The 25,657-nt window shown below is 62.7% G+C and carries 20 protein-coding genes; 17 read left to right on the top strand and 3 right to left on the bottom strand.

Annotated elements, in window-relative coordinates; all coding sequences use genetic code 11:
* Positions 1 to 39: 39 nt before the first annotated feature.
* Both DXK50_RS11150 and DXK50_RS11155 read right to left on the bottom strand, forming a co-directional pair.
* The gene (locus DXK50_RS11150; RefSeq protein ID WP_212630343.1) at positions 40 to 3,327 is read right to left on the bottom strand and encodes a sensor domain-containing protein; all 3,288 of its coding nucleotides are present in this window, start codon (positions 3,325 to 3,327) and stop codon (positions 40 to 42) included.
* Positions 3,328 to 3,430: 103 nt separating this feature from the next.
* Positions 3,431 to 4,312 (bottom strand): LysR family transcriptional regulator, encoded by an 882-nt coding sequence (locus DXK50_RS11155; RefSeq protein WP_013715120.1) that lies wholly within the window; start codon positions 4,310 to 4,312, stop codon positions 3,431 to 3,433.
* Positions 4,313 to 4,532: 220 nt separating this feature from the next.
* On the opposite strand from DXK50_RS11155, the gene leuC reads away from it, so the two are divergent.
* The 15 genes from leuC (at position 4,533) to DXK50_RS11230 (ending at position 21,850) form a co-directional block, all read left to right on the top strand.
* Positions 4,533 to 5,960 (top strand): 3-isopropylmalate dehydratase large subunit, encoded by a 1,428-nt coding sequence (leuC, locus tag DXK50_RS11160; RefSeq protein WP_212630344.1) that lies wholly within the window; start codon positions 4,533 to 4,535, stop codon positions 5,958 to 5,960.
* A gap of 11 nt (positions 5,961 to 5,971) precedes the next feature.
* Positions 5,972 to 6,619 carry a 3-isopropylmalate dehydratase small subunit gene (gene leuD / locus DXK50_RS11165; RefSeq protein WP_161865316.1) on the top strand — a complete coding sequence of 216 codons (648 nt, stop codon included), beginning with the start codon at positions 5,972 to 5,974 and terminating at the stop codon, positions 6,617 to 6,619.
* Positions 6,620 to 6,714: 95 nt separating this feature from the next.
* Positions 6,715 to 7,797, top strand: coding sequence for a 3-isopropylmalate dehydrogenase (gene leuB / locus DXK50_RS11170; protein WP_212630345.1), 1,083 nt, complete (start codon positions 6,715 to 6,717; stop codon positions 7,795 to 7,797).
* 56 nt (positions 7,798 to 7,853) lie between these two features.
* The gene (gene asd / locus DXK50_RS11175; RefSeq protein ID WP_161865314.1) at positions 7,854 to 8,966 is read left to right on the top strand and encodes an aspartate-semialdehyde dehydrogenase; all 1,113 of its coding nucleotides are present in this window, start codon (positions 7,854 to 7,856) and stop codon (positions 8,964 to 8,966) included.
* 137 nt (positions 8,967 to 9,103) lie between these two features.
* Positions 9,104 to 10,114 carry an aspartate-semialdehyde dehydrogenase gene (locus tag DXK50_RS11180; RefSeq protein WP_212630346.1) on the top strand — a complete coding sequence of 337 codons (1,011 nt, stop codon included), beginning with the start codon at positions 9,104 to 9,106 and terminating at the stop codon, positions 10,112 to 10,114.
* Between the two features lie 155 nt (positions 10,115 to 10,269).
* Positions 10,270 to 13,083: a FimV family protein gene (locus DXK50_RS11185; protein WP_212630347.1), complete on the top strand. Its 2,814-nt coding sequence runs from the start codon at positions 10,270 to 10,272 to the stop codon at positions 13,081 to 13,083.
* Between the two features lie 8 nt (positions 13,084 to 13,091).
* Positions 13,092 to 13,955 (top strand): tRNA pseudouridine(38-40) synthase TruA, encoded by an 864-nt coding sequence (gene truA, locus DXK50_RS11190; RefSeq protein ID WP_161865311.1) that lies wholly within the window; start codon positions 13,092 to 13,094, stop codon positions 13,953 to 13,955.
* 45 nt (positions 13,956 to 14,000) lie between these two features.
* On the top strand, positions 14,001 to 14,633 hold the full coding sequence (locus DXK50_RS11195) for a phosphoribosylanthranilate isomerase (RefSeq protein ID WP_212630348.1): 633 nt from the start codon (positions 14,001 to 14,003) through the stop codon (positions 14,631 to 14,633).
* Positions 14,634 to 14,768: 135 nt separating this feature from the next.
* On the top strand, positions 14,769 to 15,653 hold the full coding sequence (gene accD, locus DXK50_RS11200) for an acetyl-CoA carboxylase, carboxyltransferase subunit beta (RefSeq protein WP_161865309.1): 885 nt from the start codon (positions 14,769 to 14,771) through the stop codon (positions 15,651 to 15,653).
* A complete protein-coding gene (gene folC, locus DXK50_RS11205) occupies positions 15,650 to 16,927 on the top strand; it encodes a bifunctional tetrahydrofolate synthase/dihydrofolate synthase (protein WP_161865308.1) in 1,278 nt (425 codons plus the stop codon). Before accD ends, folC begins: the two co-directional genes overlap by 4 nt.
* Before the next feature lie 15 nt (positions 16,928 to 16,942).
* Entirely contained in the window at positions 16,943 to 17,560 is a 618-nt protein-coding gene (locus tag DXK50_RS11210; RefSeq protein ID WP_161865307.1) for an SPOR domain-containing protein, read from the top strand.
* Positions 17,561 to 17,645: 85 nt separating this feature from the next.
* On the top strand, positions 17,646 to 18,167 hold the full coding sequence (locus tag DXK50_RS11215) for a CvpA family protein (RefSeq protein ID WP_212630349.1): 522 nt from the start codon (positions 17,646 to 17,648) through the stop codon (positions 18,165 to 18,167).
* Between the two features lie 74 nt (positions 18,168 to 18,241).
* A complete protein-coding gene (purF, locus tag DXK50_RS11220; RefSeq protein WP_161865305.1) occupies positions 18,242 to 19,750 on the top strand; it encodes an amidophosphoribosyltransferase in 1,509 nt (502 codons plus the stop codon).
* A gap of 112 nt (positions 19,751 to 19,862) precedes the next feature.
* Positions 19,863 to 21,074 (top strand): O-succinylhomoserine sulfhydrylase, encoded by a 1,212-nt coding sequence (locus tag DXK50_RS11225; RefSeq protein WP_212630350.1) that lies wholly within the window; start codon positions 19,863 to 19,865, stop codon positions 21,072 to 21,074.
* On the top strand, positions 21,074 to 21,850 hold the full coding sequence (locus DXK50_RS11230; RefSeq protein ID WP_161865303.1) for an SDR family oxidoreductase: 777 nt from the start codon (positions 21,074 to 21,076) through the stop codon (positions 21,848 to 21,850). The genes DXK50_RS11225 and DXK50_RS11230 overlap by 1 nt, the downstream gene beginning before the upstream one ends.
* Positions 21,851 to 21,980: 130 nt before the next feature.
* Here DXK50_RS11230 and DXK50_RS11235 read toward each other — a convergent pair whose 3' ends face one another.
* Positions 21,981 to 23,645 (bottom strand): electron transfer flavoprotein-ubiquinone oxidoreductase, encoded by a 1,665-nt coding sequence (locus DXK50_RS11235; RefSeq protein WP_161865302.1) that lies wholly within the window; start codon positions 23,643 to 23,645, stop codon positions 21,981 to 21,983.
* 324 nt (positions 23,646 to 23,969) lie between these two features.
* Here DXK50_RS11235 and DXK50_RS11240 point away from each other — a divergent pair, with 324 nt between their 5' ends.
* Together DXK50_RS11240 and DXK50_RS11245 are read left to right on the top strand one after the other, a co-directional pair.
* Complete coding sequence (locus DXK50_RS11240) at positions 23,970 to 24,719, top strand: electron transfer flavoprotein subunit beta/FixA family protein (RefSeq protein WP_024307880.1); 750 nt, start codon at positions 23,970 to 23,972, stop codon at positions 24,717 to 24,719.
* Positions 24,720 to 25,649, top strand: a complete 930-nt coding sequence (locus tag DXK50_RS11245; protein ID WP_116618876.1) for an electron transfer flavoprotein subunit alpha/FixB family protein — start codon at positions 24,720 to 24,722, stop codon at positions 25,647 to 25,649.
* Positions 25,650 to 25,657: the final 8 nt, after the last annotated feature.

Here is a 25,657-nt window from a genome sequence, read left to right on the forward strand (position 1 = left end):
AAGGCGCCCCACGGGGCGCCTTTTTCGTTCGGCTTGGTTTCAGCCGTGCTGTAAGTTCAGTAGCGCTCGAAAGGCTTCCTGCGCCAGCGGCTTGCTGAACAGGTAGCCCTGGTAGAGATGGCAGCCCTGCGACTGCAGGAACTCCAGTTGGTCCTGCTGCTCGACGCCTTCGGCGATCAGCGCCAGACCCAGGCTGCGCGCCATGGCGACGATGGCGCGGATGATCTCGGCATCGTTGGGGTCGTTGGTCGCGTCGCGTACGAACGACTGGTCGATCTTCAGCATGTCCACCGGCAGGCGCTTGAGATAAGTCAGCGAGCTGTAGCCGGTGCCGAAATCGTCCATGGCGAAGCTGACGCCGTGTTTCTTCAGGCGCAGCATTTTGCCCACGGTGTCGTCGATGTTCTGAATGACGATGCCTTCGGTGATCTCCAATTTGAGGGTGGCGTTGGGCAACTGGCTGTCGCGCAGGCTGCTGGCAACCCGCTCGACGAAGTCGTGCTGGCGGAACTGCCGGGGGCTGATGTTGACGCACAGGCTGAAGCGCTCGCCATCGACCAGGCCGTCAGCCAGCAACCGGGAGCAGAAATGGCAGGCTTCGGCCAGCACCCAGCCACCGACTTCGACGATCAGCCCGCTTTCTTCCAGCACCTGAATGAACTGCGCCGGTGACTGTGGCCCCAGTTGCGGGTGCTGCCAGCGCAGCAGCGCTTCCGCGCCGACCACCTTGCCGTCACGCGCGTCGACCTGGGGCTGGAAATGCAGTTCGAATTCGCCGCGCGCCAGGGCCAGGCGCAGATCATTCTCCAGGCGCAGGCGGGCGCTGGCGGCGTCCTGCATGGTGGTACGAAACAGCTGGATGGCGTTGCGGCCGGAGTCCTTGGCGCGGTAGAGGGCGATATCGGCGCGCTTGAGCAGATCTGCCGGGGTGTTGCCGTGGTCGGGAATCAGGGCGACGCCGATGCTGGGTGTCACCTGTAGGCGATGGCCGTCGAGCAGCATCGGTTCGGCGAGCAGCTGGCGCAGTTTGTCGGCCACCTGGCGGACGTGGCGGGTGACTTCCGAGCGTTTGCCCTCCAGGCCCGAAAGCAGCACCACGAATTCGTCGCCGCCCAGGCGCGCCACGGTGTCCTCCAGGCGCACGCTGGCCTCCAGGCGCGCGGTGATCAGACGCAGCACGGAGTCGCCGACAGGATGGCCGAGCGAGTCGTTGATGTGCTTGAAGTGGTCGAGATCGAGAAACAGCAGGGCGCCGCGCAGGTCATGGCGCTTGAGCAGGGCGATCTGCTGCGTCAGACGGTCCATCAGCAGGGCGCGATTGGGCAGATTGGTCAGCGCGTCGTGATAGGCCAGGTGCTGAACCTGCGCCTGGGCCTGCTTCAGCTCGCTGATGTCGCGCGCGGTCAGCAGCAGGCATGCCACGCCATTGAGCTCGATGGGTTGTACGGAGACGTCGACCAGGCGAATCTCGCCGTCTCGATGCAGTCCGTGCATCTCCATATGCAGCACCTGGCCCTGCTGGCCCAGGTGCTCGATCATGCGCGCGCGTTCTTCGGGGTAGGCCCAGATATTCATCTCGAACGCCGTGCGGCCGATCACTTCGTCTGGCAGGTAGCCGGTGAGGCGGGTGAAGCCTTCGTTGACCTCGATGTAACGGGCCGTGTCGCGTTCGGTGATGGTGATGGCATCCGGGCTGGAATGAAATGCCTTGGCGAACTTCTCCTCCGAAGCCTTGACCCGCTGCTCGCGCATGACCCGCTCGCTGATGTCGACCAGCGTGCCGACCATCCGCAGCGGCCGGCCGCCATCATCGAGTTGCAGCTTGGCGGTGCTTTCGAGATAGCGCAGACCGCCATTTTCCAGTTGCACGCGGTAGGTGACCTGATAGTGGCTGCGGCGTTGTTCGACCATCTGCTGATAGCGCTGGCGCAGGTTGTGCCGATCCTCCATCGGTACCTGGCGGAAGAAGTCGAGGAAGGCGCCTTCGAATGCTGCCGCCTCCAGTCCCTGTAGTTGCGAGGCCCGCGCACTGGCAATCAGCCGGCTGCTGGGTATATGCCAGTCCCAGGTGCCGAGGTCAGCGGACTCCAGCGCGAGACGCAGGCGCTGCTTGCTCTCGTTGAGCGCCAGTTCCTGAGCCCGCTGTTCGGTGATGTTGCGCACGGTGAGCACCAGGCAGGTGGCGCCGTTGAGTTCGATTTCGCCGCCGAACAGCAGGTTGCTGGTAACGCTGCCATCACGGCTGAACAGGCGCACCTCGAGGTTGTCCAGGCCGCCGCGGCGCAAAGCTTCGAGCATGCGCTGACGGTCACCCGGGTCAGCCCAGATGCCCAGCTCCAGGGACGTGCGGCCCACGGCCTCGGCGGAGCTCCAGCCAAATTGCTGTTCGAAGCTCGGGTTGACCTCGATGAAGCGACCAGTTTCGCGATCGCTGATGGCCACCGCATCCGGCGTGTGCATGAAAGCCTTGGCGAATTTTTCCTCGCTGGCGCGCAATGCATTTTCCGCGCGTTTGCGTTCGCTGGTATCGAGGAAGGTACAGAGCAACAGGCGGTCGCCCTGCAGTTCGATGTACTGGCTCGACAGCACGCCGTCGAGAATGTCGCCGGCGCGGGTGCGTAGCTGGACTTCCTCGATCACCGGTTCGCGGCTCAGCGGTGCCTTTTGGCGCACCTGTTCACGTTGGCTGGCATGCACCCACAGGTTCAGCTCATGGGTAGGGCGACCAAGGATTTCACTGGCCTTCCAGCCAAAGGCATGAGTGAAGTGCTGGTTGACCTCGATGATCTCGCTGTTGTCGTAGCGCACCAGCATCATGACATCCGGGCTCAGGCGGAACAGGCTGGCGAAGCGTTCCTCCGAGGCGCGCAGGGCCTCGGCACGTTCCTGCTGGGCAGTGATGTCGCGGATCACGCCGAACATCCGTGGCCGGCCGTCAGCCTCGCGCTGCAGGCTACCGGTGATCTCCAGCCAGTGCAGGCTGCCATCCGGCCAGCGGATACGGTGGCGCAGGGCGTTGGCGATCTGCTCGCCTTTGAGGATGGCGTTGAATGTCGCCAGGACCTCGGCGCGCTCCTCTTCGGGGATCAGCTCGATGTAATGCAGTTCCCGCGATACCGGGCGATTGGGATCGAGGCCGAACAGGGCCTGGGCGCCGCGCGACCAGTTCACCTGACCGCTGCGAATGTCCCAGTACCAGGTGCCGAGATGCGCGCCGTTCAACGCAGCCAGCAAACGCGGTGCGTCTTGCCAGGTTTGCTCGAATTCGGCGGGGTCCATCGCCGGGATATGTGGCAGGGGCGGGGTCTGGTCAGTCGATCTGGCCATGGCCGAACCGTTCTCCGGAGGGCGCTATGCGCGGGGCGGGCATTAATGGCATGTAGACAGTTTTTTTATCCTTATGTCGCCACGTTAGTCTGATGCCGGCGACCTATGCAAGGTCGTCGCGCTGGCTGTCGAGCAGATCCATGAATGCCCGCGCCGCATTGGACAGCGTGCGTTCGGTATGCAGGATGTAGCCTAGCTGGCGGGTCAGCTGAATGCCGGGTATCGGCAGGCGCGCAACCTGTTCGTCGAGCATGGTGCGTGGCAATACGCTCCAGGCCAGGCCGATGGAAACCATCATCTTGATGGTTTCCAGGTAGTTGGTGCTCATGGCGATGTTCGGTGTCAGGCCCTGCGCCTCGAACAGGCGCTGCACGATGTGATGAGTGAAGGTGTTGCCGCCGGGAAACACCGCCGGGTGCTGCGCCACATCGGCCAGGCTGATCACCTGGCTGCGCGCCAGCGGATGTTCCGGCGCGGCAACGAAGTCCAGCGGGTCGTCCCACACCGCCACGGCACGGATCGGCTCGCGGGTTTCCGGGGCCAGAGTAATCACCGCCAGCTCGGCGCGACCATGCAGAACTTCTTCGTAAGCCACTTCCGAATCGAGGAACTGGATATCCAGCGCCACCTGCGGGTGGGCGCGGGTAAAGGCGCGCAGCAGGGCAGGGAGGCGGTGCAGGCCGATATGGTGGCTGGTGGCAAGAGTCAGGCGGCCGCTGACCTCGCCTGAGAGGTTGGTCAGCGCGCGGCGCGTATCGTCCAGTACGTTGAGGATCTGGTAGGCGCGTGGCAGCAACGCGCGGCCAGCCTGAGTCAGGCCGATCTCACGACCGAGGCGATCGAACAGGCGGACGCCCAGTTGCTGTTCCAGGCCGGCGATGCGCTTGCTCACGGCCGGCTGGGTCAGGTGCAGGCGCTCCCCGGCTTCGGAAAAGCTGCCGGTTTCGGCAATGGCGATGAAGGCGTTGAGGTTGGCCAGATCCATGGAGCGCTCCGGGTGTTGAAGATCAGCTGAGCATACATTCCGATGCGGAATCCTTTGAATAAAAAATATGAATTTGAGTTATTTCGTGCCCGGCAATAGCATTCTCCCCATAAGCCGAAGGGCCATTTGCCCGGGCATAGAAATGGGTACTTCCGACGCTTGGCGGTGACAACGCAGGCAGCTCCGGAAGTGTCCGAAAGGCGCTGATGAGGTAAGGCTGATGACTGGCAAGACGCTCTACGACAAGCTCTGGGAAATGCACGAAGTGAAACGTCGTGACGACGGTTCCTCGTTGATCTACATCGATCGTCACATCCTCCACGAGGTGACCTCGCCCCAGGCATTCGAAGGCCTGCGCCTGGCCGGGCGCAAGCCGTGGCGCATCGACGCCAACATCGCCACGCCGGATCACAACGTGCCGACCACCAAGGCCGAGCGCCAAGGCGGCCTCGACGCCATCGCCGACGAAGTTTCGCGCATTCAGGTACGGACCCTGGACGAGAACTGCGATGACTTCGGCATCCTCGAATTCAAGATGAACGATGTGCGTCAGGGCATCGTTCACGTGGTCGGGCCGGAGCAGGGTGCCACTCTGCCGGGCATGACCGTGGTCTGCGGCGACTCGCACACCTCCACCCATGGCGCCTTCGGGGCGTTGGCCCACGGCATCGGCACTTCCGAGGTCGAGCACGTGCTCGCTACCCAGTGCCTGGTGGCCAAGAAGATGAAGAACATGCAGGTACGCGTCGAAGGCAAATTGCCGTTCGGCGTAACCGCCAAGGACATCGTGCTGGCGGTGATCGGCAAGATCGGCACTGCCGGTGGCAACGGCCATGCGCTGGAATTCGCCGGCAGCGCGATCCGCGATCTGTCGCTGGAAGGGCGCATGACCATCTGCAACATGTCCATCGAGGCTGGTGCCCGTGTAGGTCTGGTGGCGGTGGACGAAAAGACCATCGCCTACGTCAAGGATCGCCCGTTCGCACCGAAAGGCAGCGACTGGGACAAGGCCGTGGCGCAGTGGCAGAACCTGGTGTCCGACGCCGATGCGGTGTTCGATACCGTGGTCGAGCTCAAGGCTGAAGACATCAAGCCGCAGGTCAGCTGGGGCACCTCCCCGGAGATGGTCCTGGCCGTCGACCAGAACGTACCGGACCCGGCTGCCGAGGCCGACCCGGTGAAGAAGGACTCGATCACCCGTGCGCTCAAGTACATGGGCCTGAGCGCCAACCAGCCGATCACCGATATTCGTTTGGATCGCGTCTTTATCGGCTCCTGCACCAACTCGCGTATCGAAGACCTGCGCGCCGCCGCCGAGGTGGCCAAGGGGCGCAAGGTCGCCAGCACCGTCAAGCAGGCGCTGGTGGTGCCGGGCTCCGGTCTGGTCAAGGCGCAGGCGGAGGCCGAGGGGCTGGACAAGATCTTCATCGACGCCGGTTTCGAATGGCGTGAGCCGGGCTGCTCCATGTGTCTGGCGATGAACCCGGACAAGCTGGGCAGCGGCGAGCATTGCGCGTCCACCTCCAACCGCAACTTCGAAGGCCGTCAGGGCGCCGGTGGCCGTACCCACCTGGTGAGCCCGGCCATGGCTGCCGCTGCGGCGGTGACCGGCCGCTTCATCGACGTTCGCGAATTGATCCAGGCCTGAGGAGAGTTCTGATGAAAGCCTTCACCCAACACACCGGCCTGGTCTGCCCGCTCGATCGAGCCAACGTCGATACCGACCAGATCATTCCCAAGCAGTTTCTGAAGTCGATCAAGCGCACCGGCTTCGGCCCCAACCTGTTCGACGAGTGGCGCTACCTGGATGTCGGTCAGCCGAATCAGGACAATTCCAAGCGCCCGATCAACAAGGATTTCGTGCTGAACTTCCCGCGCTATCAGGGCGCCAGTGTGCTGCTGGCCCGCGAGAACTTCGGTTGCGGTTCCTCGCGCGAACACGCGCCGTGGGCGCTGGACGAGTACGGCTTCCGCACCGTCATCGCACCGAGTTTCGCTGACATCTTCTTCAACAACAGCTTCAAGAACGGCCTGCTGCCGATCATCCTCAAGGATGAAGAGGTCGATGCGCTGTTCGAGCAGGCCGAGGCCACCGAGGGTTATCAGCTGACCGTCGACCTCGAGGCGCAGACCGTGACTCGTCCCGATGGCGTGCAGTACAGCTTCGAAGTCGATGCCTTCCGCAAGCACTGCCTGCTCAACGGTCTGGACGACATCGGCCTGACCCTGCAGGATCAGGACGCGATCAAGGCCTTTGAAGCCAAACACCAGCAGAACAGCCCCTGGCTGTTCGGCGCGATCAAATAACAGCGGCTGCAGGCCGCAAGCTACAGGCTGCAGGCTTTTTGCTTGCGGCCTGAAGCCTGTGGCCTGCAGCCTGTAGCCTTTTCCAAGGAAAAAAGATGAGCAAACAGATTCTGGTTCTTCCTGGCGACGGCATCGGCCCGGAAATCATGGCCGAGGCGGTCAAGGTGCTGAACCTGGCCAACGACAAGTACGCCCTGGGCTTCGAACTGAGTTTCGATGACCTGGGCGGCGCCGCCATCGACCGTTACGGCGTGCCGCTGGCCGACGAGACCCTGGCACGCGCCAAGGCCGCCGATGCCGTGCTGCTCGGCGCCGTTGGCGGGCCGAAGTGGGACGCCATCGATCCGGCCATCCGTCCCGAGCGCGGCCTGCTGAAGATCCGTTCGCAACTGGGCCTGTTCGGCAACCTGCGTCCGGCCATCCTCTATCCGCAACTGGCCGAGGCCTCCAGCCTCAAGCCGGAAGTGGTCGCCGGCCTGGATATCCTTATCGTCCGTGAGCTGACTGGCGGCATCTATTTCGGCCAGCCGCGCGAGAGCAAGGTGCTGGAAAACGGCGAGCGCATGGCCTACGACACCCTGCCGTACAGCGAGAGCGAAATCCGCCGCATCGCCAAGGTCGGCTTCGACATGGCCCGCGTGCGCGGCAAGAAGCTGTGCTCGGTGGACAAGGCCAATGTCCTGGCGTCCAGCCAGCTGTGGCGCGCCGTGGTCGAGGAGGTGGCCAAGGACTATCCGGACGTCGAACTGAGCCACATGTACGTCGACAACGCTGCCATGCAACTGGTGCGCGCGCCCAAGCAATTCGACGTGATGGTCACCGACAACATGTTTGGTGACATTTTGTCTGACGAAGCTTCGATGCTCACCGGTTCCATCGGCATGCTGCCATCGGCATCCTTGGACGCCAACAACAAGGGCATGTACGAGCCGTGCCATGGCTCTGCGCCGGACATCGCCGGCAAGGGCATCGCCAACCCGCTGGCCACCATTCTCTCGGTGTCCATGATGCTGCGTTACAGCTTCGGCCAGGTGGCCGCGGCCGATGCCATCGAGAAAGCTGTGAGCCTGGTGCTGGATCAGGGCCTGCGCACCGGTGACATCTGGTCCGAAGGCAAGACCAGGGTCGGTACCGCTGCGATGGGTGATGCAGTAGTCGAAGCGCTGCGTAGTCTGTAATCTTCCCAGCCCCGCCGGGGTGGTTCCGGTGGGCTGTTTATATAGGTGTAGTCGTTATGAAACGTGTAGGTCTGATCGGTTGGCGTGGCATGGTCGGTTCCGTGCTCATGCAGCGCATGCTGGAAGAGCGGGACTTCGACCTGATCGAGCCGGTGTTCTTCACCACCTCCAATGTCGGCGGCCAGGGCCCGGCCATTGGCAAGGACATTGCTCCGCTGAAGGACGCCTACAGCATCGAAGACCTGAAAGGCCTGGACGTGATCCTGACCTGTCAGGGTGGCGACTACACCAACGAAGTCTTCCCCAAGCTGCGTGAAGCCGGCTGGCAGGGCTACTGGATTGATGCTGCCTCGTCGCTGCGCATGGATGATAGCTCGGTAATCGTGCTCGATCCGGTCAACCGCAAGGTAATCGATCAGGCGCTGGACGCCGGCACCAAGAACTACATCGGCGGTAACTGCACCGTCAGCCTGATGCTGATGGCGCTCGGCGGTCTGTACGAAGCCGGTCTGGTGGAATGGATGAGCGCCATGACCTACCAGGCGGCCTCCGGTGCCGGCGCGCAGAACATGCGTGAGCTGATCAAGCAGATGGGCGCGATCAATGGTGCCGTCGCCGATGAACTGGCCGACCCGGCCAGTGCCATCCTCGATATCGACCGCAAGGTCGCTGACGCCATGCGCAGCGAAGCCTTCCCGGTGGACAACTTCGGCATGCCGCTGGCCGGCAGCCTGATTCCGTACATCGACAAGGAGCTGCCGAACGGGCAGAGCCGTGAGGAGTGGAAAGCCCAGGCCGAAACCAACAAGATCCTCGGTCGCTTCAAGAGCCCGATCCCGGTCGATGGCATCTGCGTGCGTATCGGCGCGATGCGTTGCCACAGCCAGGCGCTGACCATCAAGCTGAACAAGGATGTGCCGATGGCCGACATCGAAGGCCTGATCAGCCAGCACAACCCCTGGGTCAAACTGGTGCCGAACCACCGCGAAGAATCCATCCGCGACCTTGGCCCGACTGCCGTGACTGGCACCCTGAGCGTACCGGTCGGTCGTCTGCGCAAGCTGAACATGGGCTCGCAATATCTGGGGGCATTCACCGTGGGCGATCAGTTGCTGTGGGGCGCCGCCGAGCCGCTGCGCCGCATGTTGCGGATTCTGCTGGAGCGCTAAGCGCCAGGTGTCCGTAGTCAAACAAGGCCCTTCTGTTTCGGCAGAGGGGCTTTGTCTTTTATGGCACACGTTAGCCGATTGCCCGGACGTGGGGCGTGCAGTTACAGTGCCGCTCCTTCTGTGTTGTAGGTCCGTCCATGAGTCAGCCCATCAATGTCGCCCTGATCGGCGCCACCGGTAATGTCGGCGAAGCGCTGGTCGAGTTGCTCGGAGAACGTGAGTTTCCGGTCAAGGATCTGCACCTGCTGGCCAGCAGCGAGTCGGTAGGGCAGAGCCTTTCATTTCGTGGTCGCCAGGTACGGGTGCGGTCGCTCGAGGCGTTCGATTTCTCTCAGGTGCAATTGGCATTCTTCGCCGCCGGTGCAGAGGTTACGCGCGCTTGTCATGAGCGTGTGCTGACGGCCGGTTGTTCGCTCATCGATCTGAGTGCCGCGTTGCCGCTGGAGCAGGCCCCATGCGTGCTGCCCGAGCTGGGTGTCGAGGGATTGCCCGCATTGCGCAGACCGTGGTGCGTCAGCGCACCGACCCCTTCAGCGGTTGCCTGTGCGCTGGTACTGGCAGCATTGAAACCTGTATTGCAGCCGCAACGGCTCCACCTCACCGCCATGCTGGCCATCTCGACCCTGGGGCGCAGTGGTGTGCAGGAGCTCGCCCGGCAGACCGCCGAGTTGCTGAACGCACGCCCGTTGGAGCCCAGGACGGTAGATCGGCAGATCGCCTTCAATCTGTTGGCGCAGGTCGGTGAGGTCGATGAGCAGGGGCATGCGCAGCTGGAGAAGCGTCTCGCCGCCGAGGTTCGGCAGCTATTGGGGTTGCCCGAGCTTCCAGTGGCTGCTACCTGCGCCCTGGCGCCGGTATTTTTTGGCGACAGTCTGGCACTTGGTGTGCAGACCGATGCGGACATCGACGTTGATGCCGTGCAGCAATTGCTGGAGGCCGCGCAGGGTATCGAGCTGGTCGAGGCGGGCGACTACCCGACCGCCGTTGGCGATGCGGTGGGGCAGGACCACGTCTATGTCGGGCGGGTTCGTCGTGGCGTCAGCGATCCAGGGCAACTCAATTTGTGGATTGCGTCTGATAATGTGAGAAAAGGCGCCGCACTCAATGCTATAGAGATAGCCGAGTTATTGATAAAACACTATCTGTAAAAGATACTTACCTAGAAATTTGAAGAATCTTTCTAGCTTGGCAATACTGGCTGAGTTGATTGCTGAATGGGGAGCCGCTCCTGGAGCGGAGGCAGGCAGCAATTCTCAAGACCCTCTCGCATGTCGAGAAAAAAGCTAAAACAAGGGATAACGCTATGGTTCGGGTTCGCAAACTGGTGCTGGCAATCGCAGCCGCTTCCGCGCTGTCTTCCGGTATGGCGCATGCGCTGGGTTTGGGTGAAGTTACCCTGCAATCCTCGCTGAATCAGCCGTTGGTAGCGGAAATCGAATTGCTGGAGGTGCGCGATCTTGCCTCCAATGAGGTAATTCCAACCCTCGCGTCCCCTGAAGAGTTCGTCAAGGCGGGTGTCGATCGTCAGTACTTCCTGACCGATCTCAAGTTCACTCCTGTATTGAAGCCTAATGGTAAAAGCGTTATTCGCGTTACTTCGAGTAAGGCCGTACGCGAACCTTACCTCAACTTCCTGGTGGAAGTGCTCTGGCCGAACGGCCGCTTGCTGCGTGAATATACCCTGCTGCTAGACCCGCCACTTTACTCGCCGCAAACCACCGTAGCCGCTGCGCCTCAGTTGCCGATCGCCGCTCCTGCGCCGCGTCCCTCCGTGGCTCCGGCACCTGCGCCGCGCAGTGCCGCTCCAGCTCCCGCTCCGCGTCCTAGCGCGCCGGCCCCGGCTTCGCGCGCCATTTCCGGTAACGAATACAGAACCACTGCCAACGATACGCTTTGGGAAATCGCCCAGCGCGTCGGCGGTGGTTCTTCGGTCAATCAGACCATGCTGGCTATCCAGGATCTGAACCCGGATGCCTTCATCGGCGGCAATATCAACCGCATGAAGAGCGGTCAGGTACTGCGTCTGCCGGACGAGCAGCAGATTCGCAGTCGCAGCAATGCCGAGGCGGTCGCCCAGGTAGCCGAGCAAAACGCCGCCTGGCGCGAAGGGCGCGCCGTCGCTTCGCGTCAGCTGGATGCCACGCGCCGTACCACCGCAGGTTCCGCACCGGCCACTGCCGAGTCCGCCGACAGCCTGAAGCTGGTTGCAGCTGAAGCTGGTCAGTCCACTCGCGGTAGCGATACCGGCTCGGCCAACAGCAAGGCGCTGGCCGACAAGCTGGCCGTGACCCAGGAAAGCCTGGACTCGACCCGTCGCGAGAATGCCGAGCTGCAAAGCCGAGTCAGTGACTTGCAGAGTCAGCTGGACAAGCTGCAGCGCCTGGTCGAACTCAAGGACAACCAGCTGGCAAAACTGCAGGCCGATCTGTCGGCGGCTCCGGCCGCCGCGGATGAGCCGGCTGCGCAAGCCCCGGCGGTGGAAACGCCGGCTGCGGAGCCCGAGACCGCGCCTCCCGTGTCGGAGGCGGCAACGCCACCGGCCTCGCCGCCTGAAGAGGCGGCACCCGACTACAACTATTCCGAGGAGCCTGCTGCGCCTGTCGAAGACAGCGCCGCCGCCACCGAACAGCCGGCCGAGGAGCCGGCTGCTGCCGTTGAGTCTGCCGCTCCGGCCAAGCCGGCTGAAGAAGCCAAGCCCGCGGCGCCCGCTCCGGCGCCTGCCCCGGCCCCGCAGAGTTTTATCGATGACCTGATGGCCAGCCCGATGACGCTGGGCTTGGCAGGTGGCGGCGCACTGCTGCTCCTGCTGGTTGCGCTGATGGCTTTGTCGCGCCGCAATGCCATGAAGGAAGCCGAGCAGCAGGACGAGCTGGCTGATGAGCTGTCTGAGGATCAGGCATTCGCATCGGATCTGGATATGCCGCAGGACAGCTTCGCGGGTCTCGATGACGAGCCTGTCCAGGCTGCAAGCGAAGAGCGCGTTACGGCACAGACTGGCGACGCGCTGGGCGAGGCGGATATCTATATTGCCTACGGTCGTTTCAATCAGGCAGCCGAGCTGCTGCAAAACGCGATCAACGACGAGCCGCACCGTACCGATCTGCGTCTGAAGCTGATGGAAGTTTATGCCGAGCTGGGCGATCGCGAGGGTTTCGCCCGTCAGGACAATGAACTGCGCGAGATCGGTGGGGTGAATGCCGAGGCTGAGCAGTTGAAAGCCAAATACCCGGCCATCGCTGCCTTTGCAGGTGCCGGCGCAGTAGCTGCTGCGGCGTCCGCTGAGGATGACATGAGCGAGTTCAGCCTGGATGACCTCAGTCTGGACGAGCCGGCCGCAGAAGCGCCTGCTGCCACTGCTGGCGACCTGGACGCGTTCGACCTGAGCCTGGATGATCTCGAGGCTGATCTGGAGAAAGACCTCCAGGCCGCCAAAGCCGATGAAGCACCGCTGTCGCTGGACGATGATCTGGATTTCGGTCTGATCGACGAGCCAGCCGCGCCGGCCGCTTCAGCTGATGACGATCTGGATTTCGATCTGGCCCTGGGCGACGACAAGGTCGAACTGTCCCAGCCGGCTGACGACCTCTCTGCTTTCAACCTCGATCTGGACGAGCCCGCTGTGGCTGCCAGCGACGAGGCCGATGATTTCCTGCTGAGCCTCGACGATGATGCGCCGCTGAGCCAGCCTGTCGATGACCTTTCCGGTCTGAACCTCGACCTGCCGGAGGAGACGCCGGCTGCCGATCTCGACCTCCCGGCCGACTTCGATCTGTCGCTCGAGGACGAAACTCCGGCTCAGCCTGTCGCCGAGCCTGACAGTTTTGCAGCGCAGCTGGACGAAGTGACTGCCGAGCTGGATCAGTTGTCCACTGACTTCGAAGAGCCGCACGCCGCGCCGCTGGCACCGGTCGACAGCCTGTCCGGTGGTCTGGATGGCGACGATGACTTCGACTTCCTCTCCGGCACCGACGAGACCGCGACCAAGCTGGATCTGGCGCGTGCCTACATCGATATGGGCGACACCGAAGGGGCTCGCGACATTCTCGATGAAGTGGTCGCCGAAGGTAACGAAGCACAGCAGCAGGAAGCTCGCGAGATGATTTCCAAGTTGGTTTGATCGATTCCATGTCTGAAGCAGTACCTGTAGCGGCCGCCGAAATGGCGGCCGCTGGCTTTTCCAGAGTCGCCCTGGGCCTCGAATACAAGGGCGCACGTTATCGCGGTTTCCAACGTCAGAGCGGCAATGTCGCCTCCATCCAGGGTTGCCTGGAAGATGCGCTGTCGAAAGTGGCAGGTGGTGCGCCTGTCACCATTCATTGCGCGGGCCGAACCGATGCATCGGTGCATGCCAGTGGTCAGGTGGTGCACTTCGACACCCGCGTTGAGCGGCCGTTACATGCCTGGATCATGGGCGCCAACCTGAACCTGCCCAAGGACATCAGCGTGACATGGGCCAAGGTAATGCCGGCGCATTTTCATGCGCGCTTCAGTGCCATGGCGCGGCGCTATCGCTACGTGATCTACAGTGATCCGATTCGCCCGGCGCACCTGGCCGAGGAGGTGACCTGGAACCATCGGCCGCTGGATGCCGCGCGCATGCGCGAGGCGGCCCGTGCGCTGATCGGTACCCATGACTTCAGTTCCTTTCGCGCCGGTCAGTGCCAGGCCAAATCGCCGATCAAGACCGTCCATCATCTGGAAGTGATCGAGCATGGACGTTTCATCGTGCTGGATATTCGGGCCAACGCCTTCCTGCATCACATGGTGCGTAACATGGCCGGTGTGCTCATGGCCATCGGTGCCGGTGAGCGCCCGGTGGAGTGGGCGAGCGAGGTGCTGGCTCGCGCGGAGCGCCGCAGCGGCGGTGTGACCGCGCATCCCTACGGGCTCTATCTGGTGCAGGTGGAATACCCCGAGGAGTTCGATTTGCCTTCGCGTTATCTCGGTCCGCATTTTCTCTCCGGTCTGGTAGATGTGCGGCAAGGCTGAGCCTTTGTTACCATCGGGCGTTCGACAGAGAAAGGTGTGAAGCGAATGCACGTGCGCAGCAAGATTTGCGGCATTACCCGAGTGCAAGATGCGCTGGCCGCCGTAGAGGCTGGAGCGGATGCCATCGGCCTGGTGTTCTATGCCAAGAGCCCGCGTGCGGTGAGTGTCGAGCAGGCTGCCGCTATCGTCCAGGCCTTGCCGCCATTTGTGACCTGCGTCGGTCTGTTCGTGAACATGCCGCGTGACGACGTGCAGGCGGTACTGCAGCGAGTACCTCTGGACCTGTTGCAGTTTCATGGTGATGAATCGCCTGTCGATTGTGAGGGATACGGTCGTCCCTACATAAAGGCGCTGCGTGTACGCCCAGGCGAGGATCTGGCTGCCACCATGGCGCTCTATGCTGGTGCGCGCGGCATTCTGCTCGACACCTTCGTCGAAGGCGTGCCCGGTGGGACCGGGGCTGCCTTCGACTGGTCGCTGGTGCCGCCGGATGTTGCCAAGCCGATCATCCTTGCCGGCGGCCTGGAGGCGAGCAATGTCGCTGCCGCCATTCGCCAGGTTCGGCCCTATGCTGTCGATGTCAGTGGCGGGGTCGAGGCCAGTAAAGGCATAAAGGATGCAGACAAGATTCGTGCGTTCGTGCAGGCCGTGCGTAATGCGCAATGTGACGGCGATTGAGGCAGGGCCGTCAATTAGCCTGTTACGCCGCCGTGGCCCATTTCGATGGGTGCGATGCGGCAGAAAAGAATTGCTGGAGATGGGCGCTCACGATGACGCGTTCATCCGAACCAACGGTTATGGAGAAATGACAGCATGAGCAACTGGTTGGTAGACAAACTCATTCCCTCGATCATGCGTTCCGAGGTGAAGAAGAGCTCTGTGCCCGAGGGCCTGTGGCACAAATGTCCGTCCTGTGATGCCGTGCTTTATCGCCCCGAACTGGAAAAGACCCTCGACGTCTGCCCCAAGTGCAACCACCACATGCGCATCGGCGCGCGCGCGCGTCTCGACATCTTCCTCGATGCCGACGGTCGCGAGGAGATCGGCGCTGATCTGGAGCCGGTGGATCGCCTGAAATTCCGCGACAGCAAGAAGTACAAGGATCGTCTGGCCGCCGCGCAGAAGCAGACCGGCGAGAAGGATGCACTGATCTCCATGAGTGGCACCCTCGAAGGCATGCCGATCGCCGTTTGCGCATTCGAATTCTCCTTCATGGGCGGCTCCATGGGCGCCATCGTCGGTGAGCGTTTCGTTCAGGCGGCCAATGTCGCGCTGGAAAAGCGCTGCCCGCTGGTGTGCTTCTCCGCTTCCGGTGGTGCGCGTATGCAGGAGGCGCTGATCTCGCTGATGCAAATGGCCAAGACCTCCGCTGCGCTGGCGCGTCTGCGTGAAGAGGGGCTGCCGTTCATTTCCGTGCTGACCGACCCGGTTTACGGCGGCGTATCGGCCAGCCTGGCCATGCTCGGTGACGTGATCGTGGCCGAGCCCAAGGCGCTGATCGGCTTCGCCGGTCCGCGCGTGATCGAGCAGACCGTGCGCGAGAAGCTGCCGGAAGGCTTCCAGCGCAGCGAGTTCCTGCTGGAGCACGGCGCCATCGACATGATCATACCGCGCAACGAGCTGCGTCCGCGTCTGGCGCGCCTGTTGGCGCAACTGATGAATCGTCCTTCCCCGGTTTCCCTGCCGGCCACTGCATGACCGAACGTAGCCTGGGCGAGTGGCTCGCCTACCTCGAACAGCTGCACCCCTCGGCCATCGACATGGGCCTGGAGCGTTCGCGCGAGGTAGCGCGCAGGCTTGGGCTCGGCAAACCTGCGCCGCTGGTGATCACCGTCACGGGTACCAACGGCAAGGGTTCCACATGCGCCTTTCTTGCCAGCCTGATCGCTGCCCAGGGCCAGCGCGTCGGTGTCTACAGCTCGCCCCATCTGCTGCGTTACAACGAGCGTGTGGTGCTGGATGGGCGTGAGGCAAGCGACGAGGCGTTGTGCCAGGCGTTTGCAGCGGTGGAATCCGCGCGCGGTGAGATATCGCTGACCTATTTCGAGATGGGCACACTGGCAGCCTTCTGGCTGTTCGAGCGTGCCGGGCTGGACGCCGTGGTGCTCGAAGTCGGTCTGGGCGGGCGTCTGGATGCGGTCAATCTGGTGGATGCCGACCTCGCGTTGATCACCAGCATCGGCCTGGACCATGCCGACTGGCTGGGCGACACCCGTGAGTCGGTCGCCTTCGAAAAGGCCGGAATCATGCGTGCAGGCAAGCCGGCGCTGTGTGGTGACCTTGATCCGCCACAGCCGTTGCTGGAGCAGGTGGCGTTGCTGGACGCACCGTTTTTCCTGCGCGGGCGCGACTACGATCTGAGTGTTCGGGGGCAGCAATGGTCCTGGTATGGCCTCGATGCCCAGGGTCAGGTGTTGCACCTGGAGCAGTTGCCACTTCTCGATTTGCCCATGGAAAACGCTGCGCTGGCATTGCAGGCCTACGCGCTTCTGCCGCTGCCCTGGGATCAGCAGCAGATCGCTCAGGCGTTACTGGCCACGCGGGTGACCGGGCGGCTGGATCGCCGCGCGCTGGATTGGCGAGGCAAGTCACTCACGCTGTTGCTCGATGTTGGGCATAATCCCCATGCTGCCGACTACCTGGCGCAGCGCCTGGAGAGTCGCTCTACGACCGGTAAGCGCTGGGCCGTATTCGGTCTGTTGGCCGACAAGGACCTGCCTGGCGTGGTCTCGCCGCTGCTGAGTCTGGTTGCCGGGTGGGCCGTAGCGCCGCTCGGCACGCCGCGTTCGCGTTCTGCCGGTGAGCTGGCCGGGCACCTTCAGGCGCTGGGCGTGGCGGTGGCGCAGTACCCGGATGTACGAGCTGCGCTCGAAGCGCAGTGCGAACAAGCGGCTGAGGGTGACGAGATACTGTTGTTCGGATCGTTTTTCTGCGTGGCCGAGGCCCTGGATTGGCTGGCCCGCCCGGCTTGATAAGGGGAATGGGGGATGGCAATGCTGGACAAGGGGCTCAAGCAGCGCATGGTCGGTGCTCTGGTGCTGGTGGCGCTGGCGGTGATTTTCCTGCCGATGCTGCTATCGCGTGAAGACGAGATGCGTCGCGTGGTAGTAGAGGCCCCGTCGATGCCGCAGGCGCCGGAGGCTGCCGAGATCGTGGTCGAGCCTGCCGAGGTTGTCGAGCCCGAGCAATTGCCGCAGGAACCCGTGCCGGTCGAAGAGGTGGAGCCGCAAATAGTCGAGGTGCCGGAGCAACCCAAGCAGGCTCCGCCACCTGCAGCTCAACCGAGCAAGCCCGAACCGACCAAGACCGAGCAGGTTGCCACCACGGCTCCCGCCAAGCCTGAGGGGCGCCTGGACGCCAACAGCCTGCCGATCAGCTGGTCGGTGCAGTTGGCCAGTCTGTCCAGCCGCAGCGGAGCAGAAAACCTGCAGAAAACCCTGCGCAGCCAGGGTTACAACGCCTATATCCGCGCCTTCGACGGCATGAATCGTGTGTTCGTCGGCCCGCTGATCGAGCGCGCCGAAGCCGAGCGCTTGCGTGACCAACTGAACCGTCAGCACAAACTCAGCGGTTTTGTCGTGCGTTTCCAACCTGAGGCCGGTTGAATCCATCGTTGATATGCAACGCCCGGTTACCCGATTCGCCGGGCTCTGCTAAAATGCTCCGCCTTTTCCGCTGGTAGGCCGCACCGTGGTATTCACCTGGGTCGATTGGGCGATTGTCGCCGTCATCGCCATTTCTAGTCTGATCAGTCTCAAGCGCGGCTTCGTCAAGGAAGCGCTGTCGCTGCTGACCTGGATTATCGCGGGTGTGGTCGCCTGGATGTTCGGCGGCGCATTGGCCCAGCATCTCGTCGAATTCATCGAAACGCCTTCAGCGCGGGTGATCGCTGCCTGTGCCATTCTCTTCATCGCCACCTTGCTGGTGGGCGCGCTGGTCAACTTCCTGATCGGCGAGTTGATCCGCGTGACAGGCCTGTCCGGCACCGACCGATTTCTCGGCATGGTATTCGGCGCCGCGCGTGGAGGCTTGCTGGTGGTGCTGCTGGTCGGACTGATCAGCCTGGCGCCGGTGGAGCAGGATACATGGTGGCGACAGTCGCAACTGGTGCCGCATTTTCTGATGGTTGCCGACTGGTCGAAGAACCTCATTCTGGGGTGGTCCGATCAGTGGTTTACCAGTGGTTCGGCTAACCCAGCCGAGCTGCTTTAAAGAGTGGCCGGTGCGGATTAACCGCTGCGCCGGCCGCTGAATTAGCCTGAATTATCTAGCAGGGGTCGTGGCACATGTGTGGCATCGTCGGTATCGTCGGTAAATCGAACGTCAATCAGGCGCTGTATGACGGGCTGACCGTCCTCCAGCACCGCGGCCAGGATGCTGCCGGTATTGTCACCAGCCATGATGGCCGCCTGTTCCTGCGCAAGGACAATGGCCTGGTGCGCGATGTCTTCCAGCAGCGCCACATGCAGCGCCTGGTCGGGCACATGGGCATTGGCCATGTGCGCTACCCGACTGCTGGCAGCTCCAGTTCCGCCGAAGCGCAACCGTTCTACGTCAACTCGCCCTACGGCATCACTCTGGCGCATAACGGCAACCTGACCAACGTCGAGCAGTTGGCCAAGGAAATCTACGAATCCGATCTGCGTCACGTGAACACCAATTCCGACTCGGAAGTGCTGCTCAACGTGTTTGCCCACGAACTGGCCCAGCGCGGCAAGCTGCAGCCCACCGAAGAAGACGTGTTCGCCGCGGTCACCCACGTGCACGAGCGCTGCCTGGGCGGCTACGCCGTGGTCGCGATGATTACCGGCTACGGCATCGTCGGCTTCCGTGATCCCAACGGCATCCGCCCGATCGTCTTCGGCCAGCGTCATACCGACGAGGGCGTGGAATACATGATCGCCTCGGAAAGCGTGTCGCTGGATGTGCTCGGCTTTACCCTGATCCGCGATCTGGCGCCGGGTGAGGCGGTGTACATCACCGAAGAAGGTCAGCTGTTCACCCGCCAGTGCGCGGCCAATCCGAAATATGCGCCGTGCATTTTCGAGCACGTCTATCTGGCGCGTCCTGATTCGATCATGGATGGCATCTCGGTTTACAAGGCGCGCCTGCGCATGGGCGAGAAGCTGGCCGACAAGATTCTTCGCGAGCGGCCGGATCACGATATCGACGTGGTCATCCCGATCCCAGATACCAGCCGTACCGCGGCCCTGGAGCTGGCCAATCATCTGGGCGTGAAATTCCGCGAAGGCTTCGTCAAGAACCGCTATATCGGCCGCACCTTCATCATGCCTGGTCAGGCGGCACGCAAGAAATCCGTGCGGCAGAAGCTCAATGCCATCGAACTGGAGTTCCGCGGCAAGAACGTGATGCTGGTGGACGACTCCATTGTCCGTGGCACCACCTGCAAGCAGATCATCCAGATGGCGCGCGAGGCCGGAGCGAAGAACGTCTATTTCTGCTCGGCGGCACCAGCGGTGCGCTACCCGAACGTCTACGGTATCGACATGCCCAGCGCCCACGAGCTGATCGCTCATGGCCGCAGCACCGAGCAGGTGTGCGAGCTGATCGGCGCCGACTGGCTGGTCTACCAGGACCTGCCGGATCTGATCGAGGCGGTCAGTGGCAGCAAGAAAATCAAGATCGACAACTTCGACTGTGCGGTTTTCGACGGCAACTACGTGACTGGCGATGTCGACGAGGCCTACCTGAACCGCATCGAGCAGGCGCGCAACGACGCCAGCAAGGCGAAGTCGCAGGCGGTCAGTGCGATCATCGATCTGCACAACAATTGATGCGCGGGGCAGGGGAGGCCTGCCCTTGGTCTGTAGCCCGGATGCAATCCGGGGGAATGTCACATTGAAGTTCCCGGATTGCCTCCGGGCTACTTATTGGTGAGGTAGAGAGATGACACTGGAATGGGAAGCGGGTCGGCTCGACAGCGATCTGGACGGCGTTGGCTTCGACACCCTGGCGGTGCGCGCCGGTCAGCACCGCTCGCCGGAAGGGGAGCATGGTGAGGCGCTGTTCCTGACCTCCAGCTACGTGTTTCGCACCGCGGCCGATGCGGCTGCACGTTTTGCCGGCGAAGTGCCGGGCAACGTCTATTCGCGCTACACCAATCCTACCGTGCGCACCTTCGAGGAGCGTATCGCCGCGCTGGAAGGCGCGGAGCAGGCAGTGGCCACCGCTTCCGGCATGTCGGCCATCCTCGCCATCGTCATGAGTCTGTGCAGTGGCGGCGACCATGTGCTGGTGTCGCGCAGCGTATTCGGCTCCACCATCAGCCTGTTCGAGAAGTACCTCAAGCGCTTCGGCATCGAGGTGGATTACGTGCCACTGGCGGATCTGGATGCCTGGCAGAACGCGTTCAAGCCCAATACCAAGCTGCTGTTCGTCGAATCGCCGTCCAACCCGCTGGCCGAGCTGGTGGATATCGCGGCACTGGCCGAGATCGCCCATGCGCATGGTGCGTTGCTGGCGGTGGACAACTGCTTCTGCACGCCGGCCCTGCAGCAGCCGCTGAAACTCGGCGCGGATATCGTCATGCATTCGGCCACCAAATACATCGACGGTCAGGGTCGCGGTCTCGGTGGTGTGGTGGCGGGGCGCAGCGAGCAGATGAAGGAGGTGGTGGGCTTTCTGCGCACCGCCGGTCCAACTCTCAGCCCGTTCAATGCCTGGATGTTCCTCAAGGGCCTGGAAACCTTGCGCATCCGTATGCGCGCGCAGAGCGAGAGTGCCCTGCAGCTGGCGCTGTGGCTCGAGCAGCAACCGCAGGTCGAGCGTGTCTACTACGCAGGCCTGCCCAGTCACCCGCAGCATGAACTGGCGAAGAAGCAGCAGAGCGCCTTCGGCGCGGTGGTCAGCTTCGAGGTCAAGGGCGGGCGTGACGCCGCCTGGAAGGTGATCGATGCCACGCGCGTCATTTCCATCACCACCAACCTGGGCGATACCAAGACCACCATCGCCCACCCGGCCACCACGTCCCATGGTCGCCTGACGCCGCAGGAACGTGCCAATGCCGGCATCAGCGACAGCCTGATCCGTGTTGCCGTGGGGCTGGAAGAGCTGGAGGACCTGAAGGCAGACCTGGCACGCGGCCTGGCCGCGCTCTGATGCTGGAGTGGGGTAACGACGATGCGCCCAGCAACGGGCGTGTCGCGCTGGTCACCGGTGCCGCGCGCGGCATCGGCCTGGGAATCAGCGCCTGGCTGGTCACCGAGGGTTGGCAGGTGGTGCTGGCCGATATCGACCGTGAGCGGGGTTCGAAAGTGGCGCGTGCGCTGGGTGACAATGCCTGGTTCGTGGCCATGGATGTGGCGAAGGAAGATCAGGTCAGTGTCGGCGTTGCCGAGATTCTTGGTCAGTTCGGTCGTCTCGACGCGCTGGTGTGCAACGCGGCCATCGCCGACCCGCACACGCCGCCGTTGGAGTCGCTCGATCTCAGGCGCTGGAATCGCCTGCTGGCGGTCAATCTGACCGGCGCCATGCTGCTGGCCAAGCACTGTGCGCCTTATTTGCGCGGGCATCGTGGCGCCATCGTCAATATCGCCTCGACGCGCGCCAGTCAGTCCGAGGCCAATTGCGAGGCTTATGCGGCGAGCAAGGGCGGACTGGTTGCGCTCACTCATGCGCTGGCGGTCAGTCTCGGGCCGGAGGTGCGCGTTAACTGCGTCAGCCCCGGCTGGATCGACGCCCGCGATCCTGTGCAGCAGCGTCTGGAACCGCTATCGGTGTTCGACCATGCGCAGCATCCGGTCGGCCGTGTCGGCACGGTGGAGGATGTGGCGGCTCAGGTCGCCTGGCTGCTGTCCGATGCGGCCGGCTTCGTCACCGGCCAGGAGTTCGTCATCGACGGCGGCATGAGCCGCAAGATGGTTTACGAAGACTGAACACCCTGTAGGAGCGAGCTCTGCTCGCGAAACGTGGTGGTTTTAGAAGCTTCGCGAGCGCAGCTCGCTCCCACGGATTCGACAGAAACGAAAAAGGCTCCCGAGGGAGCCTTTTTCATATCGGCGCGAATTACATGTTGGGGTAATTCGGGCCGCCGGTGCCTTCCGGTGCAACCCAGGTAATGTTCTGCGCCGGGTCCTTGATGTCGCAGGTCTTGCAGTGCACACAGTTCTGCGCGTTGATCTGGAACTTCTTCGTGCCGTCTTCCTGCGTTACCACTTCGTACACGCCGGCCGGGCAGTAGCGCTGCGCCGGTTCGTCATACAGTGGCAGGTTCTTCTCGATCGGGATGCTCGGGTCGGCCAGCTTCAGGTGGCAGGGCTGTTCTTCTTCGTGGTTGGTGTTGGAGAGGAACACCGAGGAGAGCTTGTCGAAGCTCAGTTTGCCGTCCGGTTTCGGGTAGGCGATCTTCGCGCACTCGGCCGCCGGCTTCAGGCAGGCGTAATCCGGCTTGTTGTCGTGCAGGGTGAAGGGCGCCTTGCCGCCGAAGATGTTCTGATCCAGCCAGTTGATGCCGCCGCCAATGATGGCGCCGTACTTGTGGATGGCGGCGCCGAAGTTGCGGCTGCGGAACAGTTCGTCGTACAGCCAGCTGGCCTTGAATCCATCGACGTAGTTGCTCAGCTCGTCGCCGCCTTCACGGCCGGCTGCCAGGGCTTCGGCGATGGCGTCGGCAGCCAGCATGCCGGATTTCATAGCGGTGTGGCTGCCCTTGATCTTGGCGAAGTTCAGGGTGCCGAGGTCGCAGCCGATCAGCGCGCCACCAGGGAAGACCATCTTCGGCAGCGAGTTGATGCCGCCCTTGCAGATGGCGCGGGCGCCGTAGGAAACGCGCTTGCCACCTTCCAGATACTGGGCGATGACCGGGTGGTGCTTGTAGCGCTGGAACTCGTCGAACGGGGACAGATGCGGGTTGGCGTAGGACAGGTCGATGATCAGGCCCACCACGACCTGGTTGTTTTCCAGGTGATAGAGGAAGGAGCCGCCGGTGTTTTCGGTGCCCATGATGTCCATCGGCCAGCCGGCGGTGTGTACCACCAGGCCCTGCTCGTGCTTGGCCGGATCGATGTCCCAGATTTCCTTGATGCCGATGCCGTAGTGCTGGGCGTCGGCTTCGCTGTCGAGGTTGTACTTCTTGATCAGCTGCTTGCCGATGTGGCCACGGCAGCCTTCGGCGAACAGGGTGTACTTGGCACGCAGTTCCATGCCGGGGGTGTAGTAGCCTTCCTTGGGGTTGCCTTCGCGGTCGACGCCCAGATCACCGGTGACGATGCCGCGCACCACGCCGTTTTCGTCGATCAGCGCTTCCTGAGCGGCGAAGCCCGGGTAGATCTCCACGCCCAGGTTCTCGGCCTGCTGGGCCAGCCAGCGGCACAGGTTGCCCAGGGAAATGATGTAATTGCCTTCGTTGTGCATGGTTTTCGGCACAAAGAAGTCAGGAATTCGGGTAGCCTTGTCGGCGTCGCGCAGCAGGTAGATGTCATCGCGCTTGACCGGGGTGTTGAGTGGGGCGCCAAGCTCCTTCCAGTCGGGGAAGAGTTCGTTCAGGGCGCGCGGTTCGAACACCGCACCGGAGAGGATGTGAGCGCCGACTTCGGAGCCTTTCTCGACCACGCAGACGCTGATCTCCTGGCCCGCTTCAGCGGCTTTCTGCTTCAGTCGGCAGGCGGCGGACAGTCCGGATGGGCCGGCGCCGACGATGACGACGTCGAACTCCATAAATTCGCGTTCCACAGGCTATCTCCTACTCAAGGCTCTTCGATGTTTTATAGGGGAGGGCGCGGCTCGCTCCCTAAGCACGGCGTGGGCATTATATCTACACCCTCTCGACGGGCCAATACAAACGTTTGTTTGAATTTTCTGTAGGCCTGTTAGAATCGTACTACATCGCGGATGACCGGCCAGTTCGCTGTATTGACCGAGCCAGGCCGCGGGGTCAAGATACGGGCGGTTTTGCGCTCGCCGTCTGAGCTGAAAGGTTGGTTGCGGCCGATTTTGCATCACTGGCCAGGCTCGCCTGGGCGACATTCTTATTCACCGGAGAGTAACGAGGAATCCATGAAGGTTCTTGTAGCTGTCAAACGAGTGGTCGACTACAACGTCAAGGTTCGCGTCAAGGCGGACAACAGCGGCGTCGACCTCGCCAACGTCAAGATGTCCATGAACCCCTTCTGCGAAATCGCCGTGGAAGAAGCCGTACGCCTCAAGGAGAAAGGCGTGGCGAGCGAAATCGTTGTTGTCACCATCGGCCCGGCTACCGCTCAGGAGCAACTGCGCACCGCGCTGGCTCTGGGCGCCGACCGTGCCATCCTGGTCGAATCCAATGACGAGCTGAACTCCCTGGCCGTGGCCAAGCTGCTCAAGGCAGTGGTCGACAAGGAGCAGCCGCAGCTGGTGATCATGGGCAAGCAGGCCATCGACAGCGACAACAACCAGACCGGCCAGATGCTGGGCGCCCTGACCGGCTTCGGCCAAGGCACCTTCGCCTCCAAGGTCGAAGTGGCTGGCGACAAGGTCAACGTCACCCGTGAGATCGATGGCGGTCTGCAGACCGTTGCGCTGAACCTGCCGGCGATCGTCACCACCGACCTGCGTCTGAACGAGCCGCGCTATGCGTCGCTGCCGAACATCATGAAGGCCAAGAAGAAGCCGCTGGAAACCGTCACCCCGGACGCTCTGGGCGTTTCCACCGCCTCCACCGTCAAGACCCTGAAAGTCGAAGCGCCGGCTGCTCGCAGCGCTGGCATCAAGGTCAAGTCCGTGGCTGAACTGGTCGAGAAACTGAAGAACGAGGCGAAGGTAATCTAAATGACTATCCTGGTTATCGCTGAACACACCAATGCCGCTCTGGCTGCCGCTACTCTGAACACCGTTGCTGCTGCGCAGAAGATCGGTGGTGACATTCACGTTCTGGTAGCCGGTGCCAACGCTGGCGCTGCTGCCGAAGCCGCTGCCAAGATCGCTGGCGTGGCCAAGGTGCTGCTGGCCGACAACGCCGCCTATGCCAACCAGCTGCCGGAAAACGTCGCGCCGCTGGTAGCCGAACTGGGCAAGGGCTACAGCCACATCCTGGCTGCCGCCACCAGCAACGGCAAGAACATCCTGCCGCGCGTCGCCGCTGCCCTGGACGTCGATCAGATCTCCGAGATCATCGCCGTTGAAAGCGCCGACACCTTCAAGCGTCCGATCTATGCCGGCAACGCCATCGCCACCGTGCAGTCCTCGGCTGCCATCAAGGTGATCACCGTGCGTAGCACCGGTTTCGACGCCGCGGCTGCTGAAGGCGGCAGCGCTGCCGTTGAAGCCGTTTCCGGTCCGGCCGATGCCGGCAAGTCCGCCTTCGTTGGCGAAGAGCTGGCCAAGTCCGACCGTCCGGAGCTGACCGCTGCCAAGATCGTCGTTTCCGGCGGCCGTGGCATGGGCAATGGCGACAACTTCAAGCACCTGTACGCTCTGGCCGACAAGCTGGGCGCTGCCGTCGGTGCCTCGCGCGCCGCGGTCGACGCCGGCTTCGTACCGAACGACATGCAGGTCGGTCAGACCGGCAAGATCGTCGCGCCGCAGCTGTATATCGCCGTCGGTATCTCCGGCGCGATCCAGCACCTGGCCGGTATGAAGGACTCCAAGGTGATCGTTGCGATCAACAAGGACGAAGAGGCGCCGATCTTCCAGGTGGCCGACTACGGCCTGGTCGCCGACCTGTTCGAAGCCGTACCGGAGCTGGAAAAGTCGGTTTAAGCCACTTT

The organism is Pseudomonas sp. KB-10 (assembly GCF_018221585.1).
GTDB classification, from domain to species: Bacteria; Pseudomonadota; Gammaproteobacteria; order Pseudomonadales; family Pseudomonadaceae; genus Aquipseudomonas; species Aquipseudomonas yangonensis.

Bases quoted from the DNA above. Each gene is read 5' to 3' on its own strand.
- DXK50_RS11185 (WP_212630347.1), top strand. From the start codon at position 10,270: ATGGTTCGGGTTCGCAAACTGGTGCTGGCAATCGCAGCCGCTTCCGCG.
- DXK50_RS11225 (WP_212630350.1), top strand. From the start codon at position 19,863: ATGACACTGGAATGGGAAGCGGGTCGGCTCGACAGCGATCTGGACGGC.
- accD (WP_161865309.1), top strand. From the start codon at position 14,769: ATGAGCAACTGGTTGGTAGACAAACTCATTCCCTCGATCATGCGTTCC.
- folC (WP_161865308.1), top strand. From the start codon at position 15,650: ATGACCGAACGTAGCCTGGGCGAGTGGCTCGCCTACCTCGAACAGCTG.
- truA (WP_161865311.1), top strand. From the start codon at position 13,092: ATGTCTGAAGCAGTACCTGTAGCGGCCGCCGAAATGGCGGCCGCTGGC.
- leuD (WP_161865316.1), top strand. From the start codon at position 5,972: ATGAAAGCCTTCACCCAACACACCGGCCTGGTCTGCCCGCTCGATCGA.
- DXK50_RS11240 (WP_024307880.1), top strand. From the start codon at position 23,970: ATGAAGGTTCTTGTAGCTGTCAAACGAGTGGTCGACTACAACGTCAAG.
- DXK50_RS11195 (WP_212630348.1), top strand. From the start codon at position 14,001: ATGCACGTGCGCAGCAAGATTTGCGGCATTACCCGAGTGCAAGATGCG.
- asd (WP_161865314.1), top strand. From the start codon at position 7,854: ATGAAACGTGTAGGTCTGATCGGTTGGCGTGGCATGGTCGGTTCCGTG.
- DXK50_RS11155 (WP_013715120.1), bottom strand. From the start codon at position 4,312: ATGGATCTGGCCAACCTCAACGCCTTCATCGCCATTGCCGAAACCGGC.
- DXK50_RS11245 (WP_116618876.1), top strand. From the start codon at position 24,720: ATGACTATCCTGGTTATCGCTGAACACACCAATGCCGCTCTGGCTGCC.
- leuB (WP_212630345.1), top strand. From the start codon at position 6,715: ATGAGCAAACAGATTCTGGTTCTTCCTGGCGACGGCATCGGCCCGGAA.
- DXK50_RS11180 (WP_212630346.1), top strand. From the start codon at position 9,104: ATGAGTCAGCCCATCAATGTCGCCCTGATCGGCGCCACCGGTAATGTC.
- DXK50_RS11210 (WP_161865307.1), top strand. From the start codon at position 16,943: ATGGCAATGCTGGACAAGGGGCTCAAGCAGCGCATGGTCGGTGCTCTG.
- leuC (WP_212630344.1), top strand. From the start codon at position 4,533: ATGACTGGCAAGACGCTCTACGACAAGCTCTGGGAAATGCACGAAGTG.
- DXK50_RS11230 (WP_161865303.1), top strand. From the start codon at position 21,074: ATGCTGGAGTGGGGTAACGACGATGCGCCCAGCAACGGGCGTGTCGCG.
- DXK50_RS11150 (WP_212630343.1), bottom strand. From the start codon at position 3,327: ATGGCCAGATCGACTGACCAGACCCCGCCCCTGCCACATATCCCGGCG.
- purF (WP_161865305.1), top strand. From the start codon at position 18,242: ATGTGTGGCATCGTCGGTATCGTCGGTAAATCGAACGTCAATCAGGCG.